General features: G+C 61.9%; 14 protein-coding genes. 9 read left to right on the top strand and 5 right to left on the bottom strand.

All coding sequences use genetic code 11. The annotated features are described in order from the left end of the window. The first annotated feature begins 58 nt into the window (after positions 1 to 58). The gene (locus I6E58_RS00770; RefSeq protein ID WP_197129322.1) at positions 59 to 1,552 is read left to right on the top strand and encodes an NAD-dependent succinate-semialdehyde dehydrogenase; all 1,494 of its coding nucleotides are present in this window, start codon (positions 59 to 61) and stop codon (positions 1,550 to 1,552) included. A 69-nt stretch (positions 1,553 to 1,621) separates the two neighbouring features. Here I6E58_RS00770 and I6E58_RS00765 read toward each other — a convergent pair whose 3' ends face one another. Continuing rightward, complete coding sequence (locus I6E58_RS00765; protein ID WP_129072738.1) at positions 1,622 to 2,404, bottom strand: IclR family transcriptional regulator C-terminal domain-containing protein; 783 nt, start codon at positions 2,402 to 2,404, stop codon at positions 1,622 to 1,624. Between the two features lie 189 nt (positions 2,405 to 2,593). Here I6E58_RS00765 and I6E58_RS00760 point away from each other — a divergent pair, with 189 nt between their 5' ends. Together I6E58_RS00760 and I6E58_RS00755 are read left to right on the top strand one after the other, a co-directional pair. Next, positions 2,594 to 3,526, top strand: coding sequence for a dihydrodipicolinate synthase family protein (locus tag I6E58_RS00760; RefSeq protein ID WP_168187227.1), 933 nt, complete (start codon positions 2,594 to 2,596; stop codon positions 3,524 to 3,526). 7 nt (positions 3,527 to 3,533) lie between these two features. Further along, entirely contained in the window at positions 3,534 to 4,517 is a 984-nt protein-coding gene (locus tag I6E58_RS00755; RefSeq protein WP_168187228.1) for a 3-hydroxyacyl-CoA dehydrogenase, read from the top strand. 48 nt (positions 4,518 to 4,565) lie between these two features. On the opposite strand, the gene I6E58_RS00750 is transcribed toward I6E58_RS00755, so the two are convergent. Together I6E58_RS00750 and I6E58_RS00745 are read right to left on the bottom strand one after the other, a co-directional pair. Continuing rightward, positions 4,566 to 5,357 (bottom strand): amino acid ABC transporter ATP-binding protein, encoded by a 792-nt coding sequence (locus I6E58_RS00750; RefSeq protein ID WP_129072741.1) that lies wholly within the window; start codon positions 5,355 to 5,357, stop codon positions 4,566 to 4,568. Further along, positions 5,357 to 6,367 carry an amino acid ABC transporter permease gene (locus tag I6E58_RS00745; RefSeq protein WP_129072742.1) on the bottom strand — a complete coding sequence of 337 codons (1,011 nt, stop codon included), beginning with the start codon at positions 6,365 to 6,367 and terminating at the stop codon, positions 5,357 to 5,359. The genes I6E58_RS00750 and I6E58_RS00745 overlap by 1 nt, the downstream gene beginning before the upstream one ends. A 214-nt stretch (positions 6,368 to 6,581) precedes the next feature. On the opposite strand from I6E58_RS00745, the gene I6E58_RS00740 reads away from it, so the two are divergent. Beyond that, positions 6,582 to 7,523, top strand: coding sequence for a transporter substrate-binding domain-containing protein (locus I6E58_RS00740; RefSeq protein WP_197129320.1), 942 nt, complete (start codon positions 6,582 to 6,584; stop codon positions 7,521 to 7,523). 100 nt (positions 7,524 to 7,623) lie between these two features. On the opposite strand, the gene I6E58_RS00735 is transcribed toward I6E58_RS00740, so the two are convergent. Continuing rightward, positions 7,624 to 8,691, bottom strand: coding sequence for an NADH:flavin oxidoreductase/NADH oxidase (locus I6E58_RS00735; protein WP_197129318.1), 1,068 nt, complete (start codon positions 8,689 to 8,691; stop codon positions 7,624 to 7,626). Next, positions 8,688 to 9,446, bottom strand: a complete 759-nt coding sequence (locus tag I6E58_RS00730) for an SDR family NAD(P)-dependent oxidoreductase (protein WP_129072745.1) — start codon at positions 9,444 to 9,446, stop codon at positions 8,688 to 8,690. The genes I6E58_RS00735 and I6E58_RS00730 overlap by 4 nt, the downstream gene beginning before the upstream one ends. A gap of 134 nt (positions 9,447 to 9,580) precedes the next feature. Here I6E58_RS00730 and I6E58_RS00725 point away from each other — a divergent pair, with 134 nt between their 5' ends. The 5 genes from I6E58_RS00725 to I6E58_RS00705 are packed head-to-tail and all read left to right on the top strand — an operon-like array spanning position 9,581 to position 16,783. Continuing rightward, on the top strand, positions 9,581 to 10,972 hold the full coding sequence (locus I6E58_RS00725; RefSeq protein ID WP_129072746.1) for an aminotransferase: 1,392 nt from the start codon (positions 9,581 to 9,583) through the stop codon (positions 10,970 to 10,972). Then, positions 10,965 to 12,092: an ATP-NAD kinase family protein gene (locus I6E58_RS00720; RefSeq protein ID WP_197129316.1), complete on the top strand. Its 1,128-nt coding sequence runs from the start codon at positions 10,965 to 10,967 to the stop codon at positions 12,090 to 12,092. The genes I6E58_RS00725 and I6E58_RS00720 overlap by 8 nt, the downstream gene beginning before the upstream one ends. 22 nt (positions 12,093 to 12,114) lie before the next feature. Then, the gene (gene gcvPA / locus I6E58_RS00715; RefSeq protein WP_197129314.1) at positions 12,115 to 13,521 is read left to right on the top strand and encodes an aminomethyl-transferring glycine dehydrogenase subunit GcvPA; all 1,407 of its coding nucleotides are present in this window, start codon (positions 12,115 to 12,117) and stop codon (positions 13,519 to 13,521) included. After that, positions 13,518 to 15,050, top strand: coding sequence for an aminomethyl-transferring glycine dehydrogenase subunit GcvPB (gene gcvPB / locus I6E58_RS00710; RefSeq protein ID WP_197129312.1), 1,533 nt, complete (start codon positions 13,518 to 13,520; stop codon positions 15,048 to 15,050). Before gcvPA ends, gcvPB begins: the two co-directional genes overlap by 4 nt. After that, positions 15,050 to 16,783, top strand: coding sequence for an FAD-dependent oxidoreductase (locus I6E58_RS00705; RefSeq protein ID WP_197129309.1), 1,734 nt, complete (start codon positions 15,050 to 15,052; stop codon positions 16,781 to 16,783). The genes gcvPB and I6E58_RS00705 overlap by 1 nt, the downstream gene beginning before the upstream one ends.

The following is a 16,783-nucleotide window of genomic DNA, read 5'->3' as shown; positions in this document are numbered from 1 at the left end:
AAGCGGATAGATGACAGAATTGATGTGAACACCACCCACGCTCCAGGAAGGCGCCGCCATGGTTGAACCACTAGCCCCCCGAACACACTCACTGCTCAGCGACCACAAGGTTCCGCTGGGAATCTTCATCGGGGGTGCCTGGGAAGAAACCGGCCGCGAGTTCTCGGTAGTTAACCCGTCGACCGGCAGCGTTATCGCCAGCGTGAGCGACGGAGACGCCTCGGATGCCGTACGCGCGCTCGACGCCGCCGTCGCCGCGCAAGACGACTGGCGCGCGATGGCGCCTCGTGCTCGCGCAAACCTCTTCCACGCGGCACACCGTCTTCTCGAATCCCGGGCGGATGCGTTTGCCGACATCATGACGCTCGAGAGCGGAAAGCCGCGAGCAGAGTCCGTGGGCGAATTCGCACTCTCGATCGGTTTCTTCCAGTGGTACGCCGAGCAGATCGCTCACATCCACGGCACATACTCGTCGTCGTCGAACGGCGGATTCCGCGTGATGACCACGAAGCAGCCCGTGGGGCCCGCTCTGCTCATCACCCCGTGGAACTTTCCCATGCTCATGAACGCGCGCAAGGGTGGGGCGGCGCTCGCCGCAGGATGCACCGTGGTGTTCAAGTCGGCAAGCGAGACTCCGCTGACCGCGGCTCTGTTTGTGGCGACGCTAGAGGAAGCAGGTTTTCCCGCTGGCGTGGTGAACCTCATCCACACGAGCAATTCGGCATCGATCTCGGCGCCGCTGCTTGCCGACCCACGACTGCGCAAGGTGAGCTTCACCGGATCGACCGGGGTGGGAAGCACGCTGCTCGAACAGGCCGCTCGCAACATCGTCAACACCTCGATGGAGCTGGGAGGCGATGGCCCGTTTGTTGTGCTGGATGACGCGGACGTCGATCTTGCTGTGCGTGAAGCCGTCAATTGCAAGTTCCGCAACGCTGGCCAAGCCTGCGTCGCCGCCAACCGAATCATTTTGCACCGCGACATCGCCGAGGAATTCACCGAGAAGTTCGTGGCAGCAGCAGGCAAGCTTGAAGTGGGTGACGGCTTCGACGCGAGCGTCGTGGTCGGGCCGCTGATCAACGCTCGCCAGCGTGACCGCACCGGGCGTCTCGTTAAAGACTTCCAAAGTGCCGCTGGCGCGACGCTGCTGCTTGGCGGCAAGGCGATTGATCGTGACGGTTTCTTCTTCGAGCCGACCGTGATGAGCTTCCCCGACAAGAAGCACGACTTCTGCAACGACGAAATCTTCGCGCCCGTCGCGGCTCTGTACACCGTTGACTCTGTTGCCGAGGCGCTCGAATTTGCCAACGACACCCACTACGGCCTGGCGGCATACCTCTTCACCCGTGACATTTCGCGGGCAGTCGCACTGTCGGAACGACTCGACTTCGGAATGGTCGGGGTCAACCGCGGAATCATGGCCGAGCCCGCAGCTCCGTTCGGCGGCGTGAAGTCGTCGGGTCTCGGACGAGAGGGTGGCCACGAGGGCCTCGAGGACTTCCTGGAGACGAAGTACATCGCGCTGACGGTTGATGAGTCGAGCTTCGAATAGTCAGCACTCTTCGCGATTAACAAGTAAAGGGCCGAGATGAAATCTCGGCCCTTTACTTGTTGTTGGTTATTAGCGCTTGATGTCGCGTGAGATCTGCTCGGTCACTTCGAGCAAGCGTGGCAAGAACTTTGACTCGAGCTCTTTCATCGAGGCGCGGGACGCCGGCACGGAGATATTGACGGCCGCCCATATCTTTCCAGCAGCGTCATAGACCGGGGCGGCGACAGCGCGAACTCCATGTTCGAACTCCTCGTCGTTGATGGTCCAGCCCTGTTCTCCCGCCGTCGCGATGAGGGCTCGAAGTTCACCTTCATCGGTGATGGTCTTGTTGGTGAGCGCGGGGCGAGGGTAGGTCGCGAAAAAGTCGTCGAGCTCTGCAGGGGAGAGCGCCGACAGCAATAGCCGACCGGTCGATGTGGCAAAAGCGGGGAGTCGGCGACCGACTCCGATGTTCACGGTCATGATTCGGTCCGCGGCGGCACGCGCGACGTAGACAATCTCACCGCGATCGTACGTGCACGCAGAGCAGGACTCATTGAGTTCTTTGCTGAGTTCTTCCATGTAGTGCTGAGTTACCTCAACCGTCGTTGATGACGAGAGGTAGGCGTAGCCGAGTTCGAGAACACGCGGGCGGAGGTAGTAGCGCTTGTCGTCGACTCCGAGGTAGCCCAATGACTCGAGGGTAAGGAGGAAGCGACGGGTGGCAGCCCGGCTCTGATTGGTGGCGCGAGCGACGTCGGCCATAGAGAGGCGATCATGCCGATCGCTGAATGCCCGAATGACGCGGAGGCCGCGATCGAGGGACTGGACGAAATCAGCCGCTCCGTTCGCTGGGCTTTCTGGATCGCTCACTTTTTGTCCCTACCTGAATCTTAATCGACAAGAAAACTAGCATATAGCGGATACGGCCCATTTGTGTGCGCTATACGGACAACTCGACCGCATAGTGAAGCACTTTGCGTCGATTTTGGCTCCGTGGCGCGGAACTCCCGTATGCTGTAAATGTTCATTACACGCACACTCGTGCGCAGAGAGGAAACTGTGGTCGCCGAACTCCGAGGTAGTTATACCGTCGCCGTAACCCCATTCACCGCCGACGGCTCGTCAATCGACGTCCCCGCGCTCAAGCGATTCCTTGATTGGCAGCTCGAAGAGAAGGTCCCCGGCATCATCATGCTCGGCACGACCGGCGAGTTTGTTGCCATCACCGATGACGAGCGTCAGCAGGTCGTCGAGGAGACCGTCAAGCATATCGATGGTCGCATTCCTGTCGTCGTTGGCTCAATGGCCGCCAGCACGAAGGAAGCGGTTCGTCGCAGTGCTCAGGCTGAAGAGTTGGGCGCCGATGGCCTCATGATTCTTCCTCCCTTCTACTACACGCCGACGGATGACGAGATCTTCCGTCACTACAAGGCGATCAGTGAAGCCGTGCAGATTCCGATCATGTTGTACAACAACCCGGTCACCTCGAATGTCGACATGAGCGCCAAGCTGGTTGCTCGACTCGCCCGCGCTTTTGAGAACGTGCGCTACATCAAGGAATCGAGCCAAGAGCTCGGCCGGGTACGCGACGTGCTCGAAGCCAGCGACGGCCTTATCAATGTCTTCGCGGGAGAGCGCGTTGTCGACTCCTACCTTCTGGGTGCGGTCGGCTACGTCAACCCGTACGGAAACTACATTCCTCGCGCATCCGCTGGCTTTGTACAGCTCGCCGCTGAGGGACGCTACGAAGAGGCGCGCACGATCCAGCGACTTATTGATGAACTCGACGAGATCATTGCCGAGGGGCACCCCACCTACGGTCACCAGTGCTACTCGAAGGAGTTGGCTGCTCGCGCCGGCTACCCCGTGGGTACGGTTCGCCCGCCGCTCACGACGTTCGCGCAACTGGGCGACGAGGGTGAAGAGCGTGTCAGCCGCATTCTCCCGATCATGGAACGGATCGCGCAGCAGTCCACTCACCTGGGCCTGTGATCGACGCGTGAATACGAGCCTCGAGCACGACGGCGAAGCGCCGACCATAGCGCTTATCGGCGTCGGCACAATCGGTATCGGTTGGGCCGTAGTGTTCGCAACGAGTGGCTGCCGTGTTCGCGTGTACGACTATGAGCCCGCGATGCTTGACCGCGTCATCCCCGCTGTGGAGTTCCGCCTCAACAATCTTGCTGAGGCGGGACTCATCAGCGAATCTCCCGCGACCGTTCTGGAACGCATCGTCGTAGCGACATCCCGCGAGGATGTCATTGTGGGCGCCGTGCACGTTCAGGAGAGTGTCACTGAGTCCGTCGAGGTGAAGAGGGATCTCTTTGCCTGGCTCGATGAAGCGACCGGGCGCGGCGTCACGCTGGCAAGCTCGACGTCGACGATTCCGTCGTCGCAGTTCACCGCAGAGCTTGCCGGGCGCGATCGCTGTCTGGTCGTGCATCCGGCAAATCCGCCCTATCTGCTCCGCGTGGCCGAAGTCGTGCCCTCGGAATACACGAGTGATGCCACAGTGGCAATAACCGCTGCGCTCCTCAGCTCAGTGCGAATCTCCCCGATCGTCGTAAAGAACGAGATCGAGGGCTTCGTCTTTAATCGACTTCAAGGGGCGCTGCTGCGCGAGGCATACTTTCTCGTCGGCGAGGGTGTCGTTACCCCGCGCGATGTCGACACTCTCGTGCGCGAAGGTCTCGGCAGGCGCTGGTCGATTACGGGCCCCTTTGCGACTTCCGAGCTCAACACCCGCGGCGGTACGGCTCAGCATGCCGAAGTCATCGGCGCCGTCTATGCCCGCATCGGAAGCGCTCGCGGCACCGGTGACCCTTGGATTCCCCAGACCATTGCCTATGTCATGGATGAGATGAATGAGCTCCTTCCCGGTGACAACTGGGAAGCGAACGTACTCCGTCGCGAGCTCGCCATGATCAAGCTCGAGGGCCTGCGCCACCAGGGCGATGTGCCGAGCGTCATTCTCGAAAGCTAGCGCCCTCACCGCACGACTAGCTACGAAGAGGGCACCTCGCTGCTGCTGCTACGACGTGGTGTTGGTCTTGAGGATGCGCGAGAGGAACTGCTGCGTGCGTTCCTCCTTGGGGTGACCGAGAACATCTGCCGGCTTTCCCATCTCGATGATCGAGCCGCCATCCATGAAAACAACGCGGTCCGCGACGTCGTTGGCAAAGTCGATCTCATGAGTAACAACCATCATCGTGAGGCCTTCGGTCGCGAGCCGGCGCATGATCGAGAGCACTTCGCCAACCGTCTCGGGGTCGAGAGCAGAGGTCGGCTCGTCGAAGAGCATCACTTTCGGCCGCATGGCCAGTGCGCGAGCTATAGCTGCACGCTGTTGCTGACCGCCGGAAAGCTGACGAGGGTAGGTGTTCTCCTTGCCTTCGAGTCGCACCCACTCCAGCAGCTGTAGGGCGTGCTTCGTGGCGTCGGCGCGGCTCGTGCCAAGCACTTGCATGGGTGCCTCGATGATGTTCTCGAGCACCGTCATGTGTCCAAAGAGATTGAAGCTCTGAAACACCATGCCGATGTCAACGCGTTGGCTTGCGAGTTCGGCGGGCGAGAGTTCGACGAGATGGCCGCGAGACTCGCGCACGCCGACCGGGTCGCCCTCGAGGCGCACGACCCCACCGTCCGGCTTCTCGAGGTGGTTCACGCAGCGCAGTAGCGTGCTCTTGCCCGAGCCGGAAGGGCCAATGATGCAGACGACTTCACCGGGAAAAACATCAAGGTCTACTTCACGCAAGACCTGAAGCTTGCCGTAGTGCTTCGACAGGCGCTGAATCTCGATGATGGGTTCTGTATCGGTGTTCATCAGCGCACGGGCTCCTGGGTAGCAAATTCTTGACGGGCGGATGGACCAAACAAGTTCTTGAATTTGGTGAGGTACGAGTCGGGCACGTTGCGGTTCGCACCCTTGGCGTAGTGCTTCTCGATGTAGTGCTGACCGATCGACAGAACGGTGGTGAGGAAGAGGTACCAGATGCAGGCCACGACGAGCAAGGGAATGGTTTCGAAGGTTCGGGCGTAAATGACCTGCACGGTATAGAGGAGTTCGCTAATGGCGACGATGCTCACGAGGCTGGTTCCTTTGAGCATCGAGATGACCTGGTTGCCCGTCGGGGGAACGATGACGCGCATGGCCTGGGGGAGCACGATGCGGTTCATGGCGCGGCGGCGCGACATGCCTAACGCTGCTGCTGCCTCGGTCTGGCCATGATCGACCGATTGGATGCCGGCGCGGAAGATCTCCGACATGTAGGCGCCCTCATTGAGCCCGAGACCGAGCATCGCGGCAACCATTGCCGTGACGACAGAGTTGGTTTCGACTTCGAGAAACTGGGGACCGAAGGGGATGCCGAAGCTCAGCGTCGGGAGGAAGCTTGCGAGGTTGTACCAGAACAGCAATTGCACGAGCAGAGGTGTTCCGCGAAAGAGCCAAATGTAGCCGTCGGCTGTCACGTTCAACAGGAGGCTATTGGAGATCTTCATGAGCGCGAGTAGGAGGCCGATGACGCAGCCGAGCACCATCGCGACAACCGTGAGGAAGAGCGTGAGGCCTACGCCGCTGATGACTTTCTCGCTAAAGAGGTAGGACCAGACGACATCCCACCGCATGGCGTCGGCGGTGAGAAACTTCGAAATGATTTCGAGAATGACGAGAACGACGAAGATGCGCAGCGCCCAGCCACCAATGGTGGAGAGGGTGGACCGCCCGCTTCGAGCAGCCTTAACTTTCTTGCCCGAGGGGAGGATGCCGAGTTGCAGCTGAGTGGTGAGGGGGCCCCGCTCGGGTTCCCTCTCTACGGTCTCTTTCGTTCCCATGGGGCGTCCCGTCTTGTCGATTCTCGGTCGCACGTGACGTGATGACCGGCAATTTATTCATCATAGGGGTTTGTGCGCTTAGTGACCAAGTGTTCGAAATGTTTACACAATCGTAGCCAGAAGTGTGCTCTGGGTCATTGACACCCCCGCACGCTTGGTGAACACTTGCACGCTAAGCGAACAATTCTTGTTACAGCGAAGGAGCCCCACAGTTATGAAGAAGCTCACCCCCCACGCGCACCGCCGCATTGTGGCCGTCGCCGCATCCGCCGCGCTTGCCGTTTCCTTGGTCGCCTGCTCGAGTGATTCCGATTCCGATACGGATGCCGGAAACAGCTCAGAGGGCACCGAAGTCGCTGGCGTCATGATCACCAAGGATGCGGACCTCGCGGCAATGCTGCCCGAAGCTGTCGCAGAATCCGGCAAGTTGACGGCCATCCAATACGACAACGCTCCGGCAGACACCTTCCTTGACGAGAACGACGAACTCGCCGGCTGGGGCCCCGACCTTGCTCGCGCCACGGCTGCCGTGCTCGGCCTTGAGTACGACGCCGAGGTTTCGGGAGCCTTCGACACCTTCATCCCCGGTATCGAGAACGGGCGTTACGACACCTCCTGGGCGTCGATCATCGTGACCGAAGAACGTCTCGCTGTCGTCGACATTGTTGCCGTGCACGAGAGCACCACCGGCGTCATCACGAAAGAAGGCTCTGGTCTCAGCATCGGCGCCCCCGACGAGCTCTGTGGGCTGCGTATTGGAGCGCTCGCGGGTTCCGCGTTCCTAATCCAGCTCGATGAAATCATCGCCACGTGCGAGAGCGCTGGCGCAGAGGCACCTTCCGTTGACTCGTTCCCGCAGCAGGGTGCGGCGTTGCTCGCCGTATCCTCCGACCGCATCGATGCCTTCATGACCGCAAAGGGCCAGCTCTCTTGGCTGTTGCGTGATGGTGGCAGCGCTGACGGATTCGAGATTCAGGCGCTCGACTACCAGCCGAACCTCGAAGGTGTTGCTGTGGGTAAAGACTCCGGAATGACCGAGGTGATCACCGCCGCGGTCAACAAGCTGATCGAAGACGGCTCCTACGAGAAGATTCTCGGCTTCTGGGACATCGACTTCGGCTTGGTTGACGAAGCAGTAGCGAACCCCGCGCTGTAAGGAACTCTCGCTCGATACGCCACACACACGAAGGTCCCCGCACCGCGACAACTGTCGCAGTGCGGGGACCTTCGCTGTTAAGCGTGACGAAGGTGGCCGACTAGCCCCGGGCGGCGGCGTACTGATTCGGCCAGCGCGGCTCGGCCCCGAGCTGTTCGGCCGCGACGTTGACCCAGTGCGGGTCGCGCAGCACGGCCCGACCGAGCATGACGGCGTCGGCCTGGCCGGAGCGGATGATCGTCTCGGCCTGAGTGGCGTCGGTGATGAGGCCGACGGCTGAGGTGGTGATTCCAGCGCCTGCCTTCACTTGAGCAGCGAACGGCACCTGGTACCCGGCACCGATCGGGATTGAGGTGCGCACGATGCCACCCGTTGAACAATCGATGAGGTCGACGCCAAGATCTTTCAGCACGACAGAAAGCCGTACCGTGTCGTCGATATCCCAGCCGCCCTCAGCCCAGTCGGTCGCTGACACGCGCACGAAGAGGGGACGACCGGGCGCCCAGACTTCGCGCACCGCCGTCACGACTTCGCGGAGCATCCGGGTGCGCCCGTCGAAGTCGCCGCCGTAGCCATCGGCGCGCTGATTCGACAGCGGTGACAGGAACTGATTGAGCAGGTAGCCGTGGGCTGCGTGGAGTTCAACAACGTCGAATCCGCAATCGAGTGCTCGTTGGGCTGCCGAAACGAAGTCGCCGGTGATGCGCTCGATCTCGGGGATCGTGAGCTCGTGGGGTTCGGGAAGTGTCGAGAACGCAATCGGTGACGGGGCGAGTGTCGACCATCCGCCCTCAGCGGGATCGATGTATCCGGTGCCCGACCACGGGGTGGAGGTCGATGCCTTGCGGCCGGAATGCACGAGCTGCACTCCGATGTGAGTGCCCTGTTCGTGAACAAAGTCGACGATGGGTTTCCAGCCGGCCGCCTGCTCGTCATTCCAGAGGCCAGTGTCGTGGGGAGACAAGCGGCCTTCGGGGCTGACGGAGGTTGCCTCGGTCAAGATGAGGCCGGTTCCTCCCATCGCAAACTGTCCGAGGTGAATGAGGTGCCAGTTGAGCGGCACACCATCCGCCCCTGCAGAGTATTGGCACATGGGCGATACCCACGCGCGGTTGGAGAAAGTGACGTCTCCAATGGTGAGGGGGCTGAAGAGCTCTGAGGCGCTCATCGAACGTAGCTCGCGCCGTTGACGTCGAGGGTGGCGCCGGTGAGGTGACGCAGGCGCCCCTCGCACAGCATGCCCACCAGTGTCGCGATGTCCGTCGGGGGAACCCATTCCTTCATCGCGAGGCTCTCGGTGATGCGGTCGACTCCGCCAGAACTCAGTGCCGCGGTCTGGCTCATCTCGGTCTGAACGACGCCGGGAGCAATGAGGTACGCGAGCACGTTCTCTGCGGCGTAGGCGCGAGCGACAGTCTTGAGCATGGCGGCGTAGGCCGCTTTCGACGCCGAGTATCCGACGAGGCGCGAGCTGGAGGCTCCGCGCTGAGCAGCCCAGCTGGAGATGCCGACGATGACGCCGCCGCCGTTCTCGAGATGGTGTTGAGTGGCAAGGCGGGTCAGGTCGGATGGAGCGCGAGTGTTGACCTGAAGAGCGAGATCCCAGGCGGCGTTCCATTCTGCTTCCGGGGCGTCGAACTCCACCTCGGGCATCACGGCGGCGTTGCACACCACGGCGTCCACGCGGCCGTGCCAGTCGACGGCGGTCTTCCAGAGCTGAGCCGCCGCCGCTGGGTCGGAGAAGTCTGCCGAGACGAGAAGTCTCTCGGTGGCGGATGCGGTGGCCTCTTCTGCGCCGGCAGCAGAGGTGTTGTATTGGGCGATCACGTGCGCGCCGCGCTCACTCAGTTCCCGAGCGATGCTGGCCCCGATGCCGCGCGAGGCGCCCGTCACGAGAATATTCTTGCCTGCGAGATAATCCATGGTTTCCTCCGCGGAAGCTTTAATCGTCAACTATCGCGATTCCGTCGTTGATTTGGTAGGTTCATATTACGAACTTAAGTTCTTAGAACGCACTTTATTGCTTTTGAGCATAGCAAACCATAGGGAGTCAACCCATGTCGCACCAGTCCACGGCTTCCCTCCAGGAGATGGATCGTCACAACCTGTTTCACCCGTTCACGGCGCTGAAGTCGTTCGACGCAACAGGACCAGCCTTGACGATCGTGAGCGGATCAGGATCCACCCTGACGGACTCCACTGGCGGAACGTACCTCGACGCCATGGCGGGATTGTGGTGCGTCAATATCGGCTACTCTCGCCCCGAAATGGCGGAAGCGCTCGCCAAGCAGGCCAATACTCTCCCGTACTATCACGCGTTCTCCGGAATGGGCACCGACCTTCCTGCCCGCCTCGCAAAACGCCTCACCGACATGGCGCCGGTGCCGGTATCGCGCGTGTTCTTTGGCAACAGCGGCTCCGATGCCAATGACACTCAAGCCAAGCTCGTCTGGTACTACAACAACGTGCGCGGACTGCCCAACAAGAAGAAGATCATCTCCCGCACCCGTGGTTATCACGGGGTCACCGTACTGAGCGCCGGTTTGACCGGACTCACGAACCTGCACGATGGGTTCGACTTGCCGCTGCCGATGATTCGCCACGTACGCCCACCGCACCGTCTGTGGGAAGCGGAGCCCGGCATGACCGACGCCGACTTCGTTGCCGTTCTCGCTCGGGAACTCGAAGAGCTCATCCTCGCCGAAGGTCCCGACACCGTTGCCGCCTTCATCGCGGAGCCGATGCAGGCTGCCGGCGGAGTCATCATCCCGCCCGCCGGTTACTTCGAGGCGATTCAGGCTGTGTTGAACAAGTACGACGTGCTTCTCATCGCGGATGAAGTTGTGTGTGGCTTTGGGCGTCTCGGCGTCGACTTCGGAACGACTGCCTTCGGAATGAAGCCCGACCTCATCACCGTGGCCAAGGGCATCACGTCGGCCTACGTTCCCCTCTCGGCCTGCCTCGTGACTCCGAAAGTCTGGGACGTCGTGATGGCTGGGCAGGACCTCTACGGAGGATTCGGCCACGGCTACACCTACTCCGCCCACCCGCTTGCCGCCGCAGCCGCCCTCACCAACCTCGACATCATCGAGAACGAGAACCTCACCGAGCGTGCCGCCACGGTGGGCGCGCACATGCACCGTCGACTCCAAGAAGAGTTTGCCGGGCATCCAAACGTCGGAGAAATCCGCGGACAAGGTCTCGTCGGTGCAGTGGAGTTCGTGCAGAGCACCGCGCCCATGAAGGCCTTCGACCCCGGCATGGCATTCGCTGCCAAGGTCACCAAGCGCAGCCTGGCGCACGGCGTTATCACTCGTGCCCTTCCTGCCGCCGACACGATCTCGTTCTCCCCGCCGTTCACCACCACGGAAGAAGAAATCGACGCCATGGTGGCGGGAACCCGACGGGCACTCGACGACGTAGTGAAAGAAGAAGGACTGATTGGCTAAAACCCTTTCCACGGCGGTTCGGGTTGGCGTTATCGTCAACCCGATCGCCGGTATGGGTGGAGCGGTCGCACTTCACGGAACCGATGGCGATGCTTCTGAACAGGCGCGCGCCCTCGGTGCGTTGCCGGGAGCTGAGGAACGGATGCAGCGGGCGCTCGCCGTGCTGCGACGCGAGCATCCGGCCGCGATCGACATCGTGGCCGCGGCCGGTGCAATGGGCGAGAACAGTGTTTGCGCCAGCGGGCTGACCGTGGCACGCACCGTGGGAGTCGCGAGCAACACCACTTCGGCGGCCGACACTCGTGCTGCTGCGATCGCGATGCGAGATGCCGACGTCGACCTCGTGCTTTTCGCGGGTGGCGACGGAACAGCGGCCGATATCGTGGCCGAGCTCGGAACGGTAATTACGGTGCTCGGCACTCCCAGCGGAGTGAAGATGCACTCGGGAGTCTTCGCGCGCACTCCGGAGCGCGCCGGTGAGATCGCCGCCGAATATCTCGCCGCCGGCGAGCGTCGCGTTTCGTTCGAGACTGAAGTTCTGGATGTCGCCCCGGGGGAGCACGACATCAGCGACATTGCGGTGGCGCGGGTTCCGCACGCGACGGCCGGAGTTCAAGGCCCGAAGGTGGCCCGTCCCGACAGCTCGGAGGCCGACATCCCGGCGCTCGGTGCCGACATTGCGGCCAGCATGACGGCGGGCACCAGTTACATTCTGGGCCCGGGCACGACCGTGGGCAGCATCCTTGGTGCATTAGGGCTCGAGGGCACTCGCAACGGTTGTGACATCGTCGCCAATGGGGCACTCGTCACGGTCGACGCTTCGGAGGAGACGTTGTTCGAGCATGTCTCCACCCACCCCGGCAGCGTTCTCATTCTTGGCGTTGTCGGCGGGCAAGGGTTCTTGCTCGGCCGCGGCAATCAGCAGATCAGTCCGAGAGTCCTCTCTCTGATCGACGACGAGAACATCGTGATCGTCGCCGCGCAAAACAAGATTGATGCCTTGCAACCCCCTCAACTTCATGTCGACCTCGGTCGGGCTGAGCCATACCTTGCACTGCAGGGGTATCGCCGCATCCGCACGTCGCCGACACGCAGCACTGTCCTCAGAATCACCCACTAGTTCCCGCTGGAAGGAAGCGAAAATGACTCCGCTCACCCCTCATCCCTATATGGGAAACTCAACCGAGGCCATTCACGAGAGAATGCTCGCCGCGGTTGGCGCCTCGTCGATTGAGGAGTTGTTCGAGCAGATTCCTGCCGAGCACTACGGCACGCAGGGTGAGACCCTGCCCGACGGGATTCTGTCGGAGGCAACGCTCGAGCGCCACGTCGATGGCATTCTGCGGGCGAACAAGAACACTCGCGACAACCTCAGTTTCTTGGGCGCCGGGAGCTGGCAGCATCATGTTCCGGCGGTCTGCGATGAAATTGCGGGACGAAGCGAATTTCTTACCTCGGTGTGGGGAACCCCGTCGTCTGACCACGGACGCAACCAGGCGTGGTTCGAATTCTCTTCTCAGCTTGGCGAACTCCTCGACCTCGAGTTCGTGGGCCTCCCGGTCTACAGCTGGGGATCGGCGGGCGGTAACGCACTGCGCATGGCGGCTCGCCTCACGGGACGCAACCGGGTCATTGTCACGAAGGCCATCGATCCCGAGCGTCGCGCCGTTATCGAAAGCTACTGCGGCACTCAGGGGTCATCGCGCGCCCTCGAGATTATCGACCTCGATTACGATGCCGAGACCGGCCACACCGACCTCGACCAGCTCGCCGCGCAGCTTGATGACACCATTGCTGCCGTCTACATCGACACCCCCAACCACCTTGGAGTTTTCGAAGCTCAAGCGGCCGAAATCACCGCGCGGGCGCACGCTGTTGGCGCGGAGATGATCGTGGGAACCGATCCGCTCAGCCTCGGAATTGTCGCCTCGCCCGCCAGCTATGGTGCGGACATCGTGATCGGCTCCACGCAGCCTCTCGGCGTTCCTCTTAATGCGGGTGGCGGAGTCGGCGGTTTCATCGCGACCCGTGACGAAGAACGGTACGCCCGCGAGTTTCCCACACTGCAGGTCAGCATCACAGAAACGCTGGTTCCTGGTGAGCGTGCCTTCGGCCTGACGCTCTTTGGCCAGAGCTCCTACGGTGCACGCGAAGAAGGTAACGACTGGACGGGTAACTCGGTCTACCTGTGGGCAATTCGCAACACCGTCTACATGGCGCTCATGGGTCCTGCGGGATTCGCTGAAGTGGGAAGCACCATCATCTCGAACGCCCACGAAACCGCGAAGCGAATCTCCGGTATCGACGGCGTCACCGTGCGCTTTGATTCCGGCTTCTTCAAAGAGTTCGTCGTGGACTTCACCGGCACCGGGCTGACCGTCGCCGACATCAATGAGAAGCTGCTCGCCGAGGGTATCTTCGGCGGTAAAGACCTCAGCGGTGATTTCCCTGAGCTCGGCCAGAGCGCGCTCTACTGTGTGACAGAAGTGCACACGGAGGACGACATCGAGCGATTGATCAGCTCTCTAGGAAAGGCGGTCACGCGATGACCCGCAGCGAAATTCGTCCCTTCCACGCCGCACGCTGGAGCGAACCCGTCATCATGGAAATGGGTTCCCCCGGCCGTCGTGGAACAGTGCCGCCCACCTCGTGGGCGAGCGCGGATGCCGCCGGGCTCGTTCCGGCCGGGTTGCACCGCACCGAAGCGCCGGGCCTTCCCGAGATGTCGGAACCCGATGTTCTTCGTCACTACCTTCACCTCTCGCAGCAGACGATGGGAATGGTGGGCATCAGCCTGTTCGGTACCTGCACCATGAAGTACAACCCCCGCATCAGCGAGCGCATCATCGCTCGCCCGTATGTTGCGGATGTGCATCCGGCCCAAGATCCGTCGACGATGCAGGGTGTCCTTCAGATCGTGGATGAGTTCTCTCAAGCGCTCACGTCGCTCTCGGGAATGCCGGCCTTCACCTTCCAACCCGGCGGTGGAGCCGCAGCGGCATTCACCCACGCGGCCGTCACTCGCGCGTACCACGCCTCGCGCGGCGAGCTCGGGCAGCGCACTGAAATCATCACCACTGCTCAGTCGCACCCGTCGAGCCCCGCCACCGCTTCGGCCGCGGGCTTCGACATCATCACCCTTCCGGTTGAAGAGGATGGATATCCGTCGGTTGAGGCGCTGCGGGCCGCGGTCAGTGATCGCACAGCAGCCCTCATGGTGAACAACCCCGACGATATGGGCATCTACAACCCCCATATTAAGGAGTGGGTCGACATCGTTCATGAAGCGGGTGGGCTCTGCTTCTACGATCACGCCAACTTCAACGGCGTGATGACTCGTTTGCGCGCTGCCGAGCTGGGTTTCGATGCGTGCATGTTCATGCTGCACAAGACCTTCGGCGTTACCAAGGGCGGCGGCGGCCCGGCTGTCGGCGCCTACGGATGCTCCGAGGCTCTAGCGCCATTCTTGCCGGGGCCGCGCATCGAGAAGGTCGACGACACGTACACTCTCGTCGAGTCGCCGTCGAGCCTGGGCCGCATCCGGGAATACCTCGGAAACGTGCCGCAGGTTATCGCGGCGTACACCTGGCTCAAGGCGATGGGAGGCAATGGCTTGCGCGAAGCTGCCGACCTGTCGGTGCTCACCAACAACTACATGGAGAAGCGCATCCTCGAGATTCCTGGAATCACGAAAGCCTTCCCCGAAATGACCAAGCGTCGGCTCGAGATGACGCGCTTTAGTCTGGGCGACATCACCGCCGAGACGGGCGTGACGGCGGTAGACATTCAGAACCGGATGACTGACTTCGGCATCGATGCTTACTGGTTGAGCCACGAACCGTGGATCGTTCCCGAGCCCTTCACTCCGGAAGCCGGCGAAGCGTGGTCGATTGAAGATATCGACTACTGGATCGATGTGCTCGCTCACGTCGTGGACGAAGCTCGCAGTGATGCCGAGCTCGTGAAGACCTCACCCCATAATCAGGTCGTGGCGCGTCCGAACGGAGCGGGGCTTGATGACCCCGAGCGTTGGGCAACAACGTGGCGCGCTTATCAGCGAAAAAACGGTAACCACTAGTGCGAATTCATAGCAAGGGGTTCGGCGACGCTCCCCGCGCGATCACCGTCAACTACAACGGGGAAACGGTCGAGGGCCAAGCTGGTGACACGGTAGCCTCGGCGCTGATTGCGGCGGGCGATCCCGCATTGCGGGTAGCCCGAGAAGGCGACAAGCGCGGAGTCTTCTGCGGAATGGGTGTGTGCGCTGAGTGCACGGTCATGATTGAGGGCAAGGGCGAGAGTCTCGCGTGCATGACTCCGGCAACGGATGGAATGGTTGTCGACTCTGCTGAGCCGCGGCTCGATTTGCCCAGCTTGGATGAGGGTGCGAGCCTTCCGGAGTCGACGCTAACGCCCGACGTTGTCGTGATCGGTGCTGGCCCTTCGGGGCTTGCTGCCGCAGCGGTGGCGGCCGAGGGCGGGCTCGATGTCATCTTGCTCGACGAGCGCGGCAAACTGGGCGGCCAGTATTACAAGCAGCCTGCGCCAGACTTCGACCTTGATGAGCAGCGCCTCGATGGCCAATATCAGCGCGGGCGGGCTCTGATTGAGCGCGCCCGGGCTTCGGGCGTGCGCATCCTCGACCGTGCCAAGGTCTGGGGAGCGTTTGCTCCCGATCACATCGTTGCCGCGAGTCCGGTGGAACGGTGGGTGATTCGGGCCAAGCGCGTCGTTCTCGCGACCGGCGCGTACGAGCGTGGTGTTCCGATGCCAGGCTGGACGCTGCCCGGAGTCATGACGACGGGAGCCGCCCAAACGCTTTCTCGGTCGTATCAGGTCTCGCCGGGTCAGCGCGTGTTGGTGGCCGGAAACGGACCGCTGAACATGCAGGTCGCGGCGGAGCTGGCAGCGGCAGGAGCGCGCGTTGTCGCGCTTGTTGAACTGGCTCGCCCGGCACAGGTGACCAACGCTCTTTCGGTGGCGACGATGGCATTCTCGTCTCCCGGACTCATTGCCGATGGGGCAAAGTACGGCCTTGCCCTCGCGCGAGCTCGCGTTCCGATGATTACGGGGAGCGCGGTCGTACGTATGACCGGCGATGAAAACGGAGTGACCGGGGCGGTCGTTGCGCAGTTGCGCGCCGACGGAACCCCCATCGCTGACACCGAGCGCAGCTTCGACGTCGACGCAGTGTGCATGGGGTACGGCTTCTTGCCATCGAATGAGATCGCGCGGATGCTCGGCTGTCGCCACTCGTGGGACGATTCCCTCAAGACGCTCGTGGTGGAGCGCGACGCTGATGGTCGCACTTCGGTGCCGGAGGCGTTTGTGATTGGTGACTCTGCTCAAGTGCACGGTGCAAAGGTTGCGCAAGCGCGGGGCGTCATTGCCGGTTCCTCGATTGTCGCCGAGCTCGGTGGAGCGTCATCGAGTGCTCACGCCAGTGAACTCAGCGCTGCTCGCCGAAATTTGGCGCGCAACCTGAGGTTCCAGAACTCGCTCAACCGCGTCTTCGCTGCGCCAGTACTCACGATCGAGCTGGCGACCCCCGAAACGACGGTATGCCGCTGTGAGAGTCTCAGCCTTGAGACGGTCGCGCACGGCGTCGACGAACTAACGTCGAGCGCCGGTGCCAGCAAGCGAGTATCGCGAGTGGGCATGGGCAAGTGTCAGGGGCGTTATTGCGGTCCGGTTGTGGTGGCTCTTTCCGCAGAGCGAAGCGGTAATCCGGTGGATGAACGGTCGGGGTTTGCCCCGCAGGTTCCGTTCAAGCCGACCCCTATTTCTGTCATCGCGTCACCCGAACAGTAG

This window comes from Salinibacterium sp. SWN1162 (assembly GCF_015864675.1).
Taxonomy (GTDB): Bacteria; Actinomycetota; Actinomycetes; order Actinomycetales; family Microbacteriaceae; genus Rhodoglobus.
The sequence above is the reverse complement of the archived record's forward strand: the minus strand, read 5'-3'. Positions and strand labels throughout refer to the sequence as shown.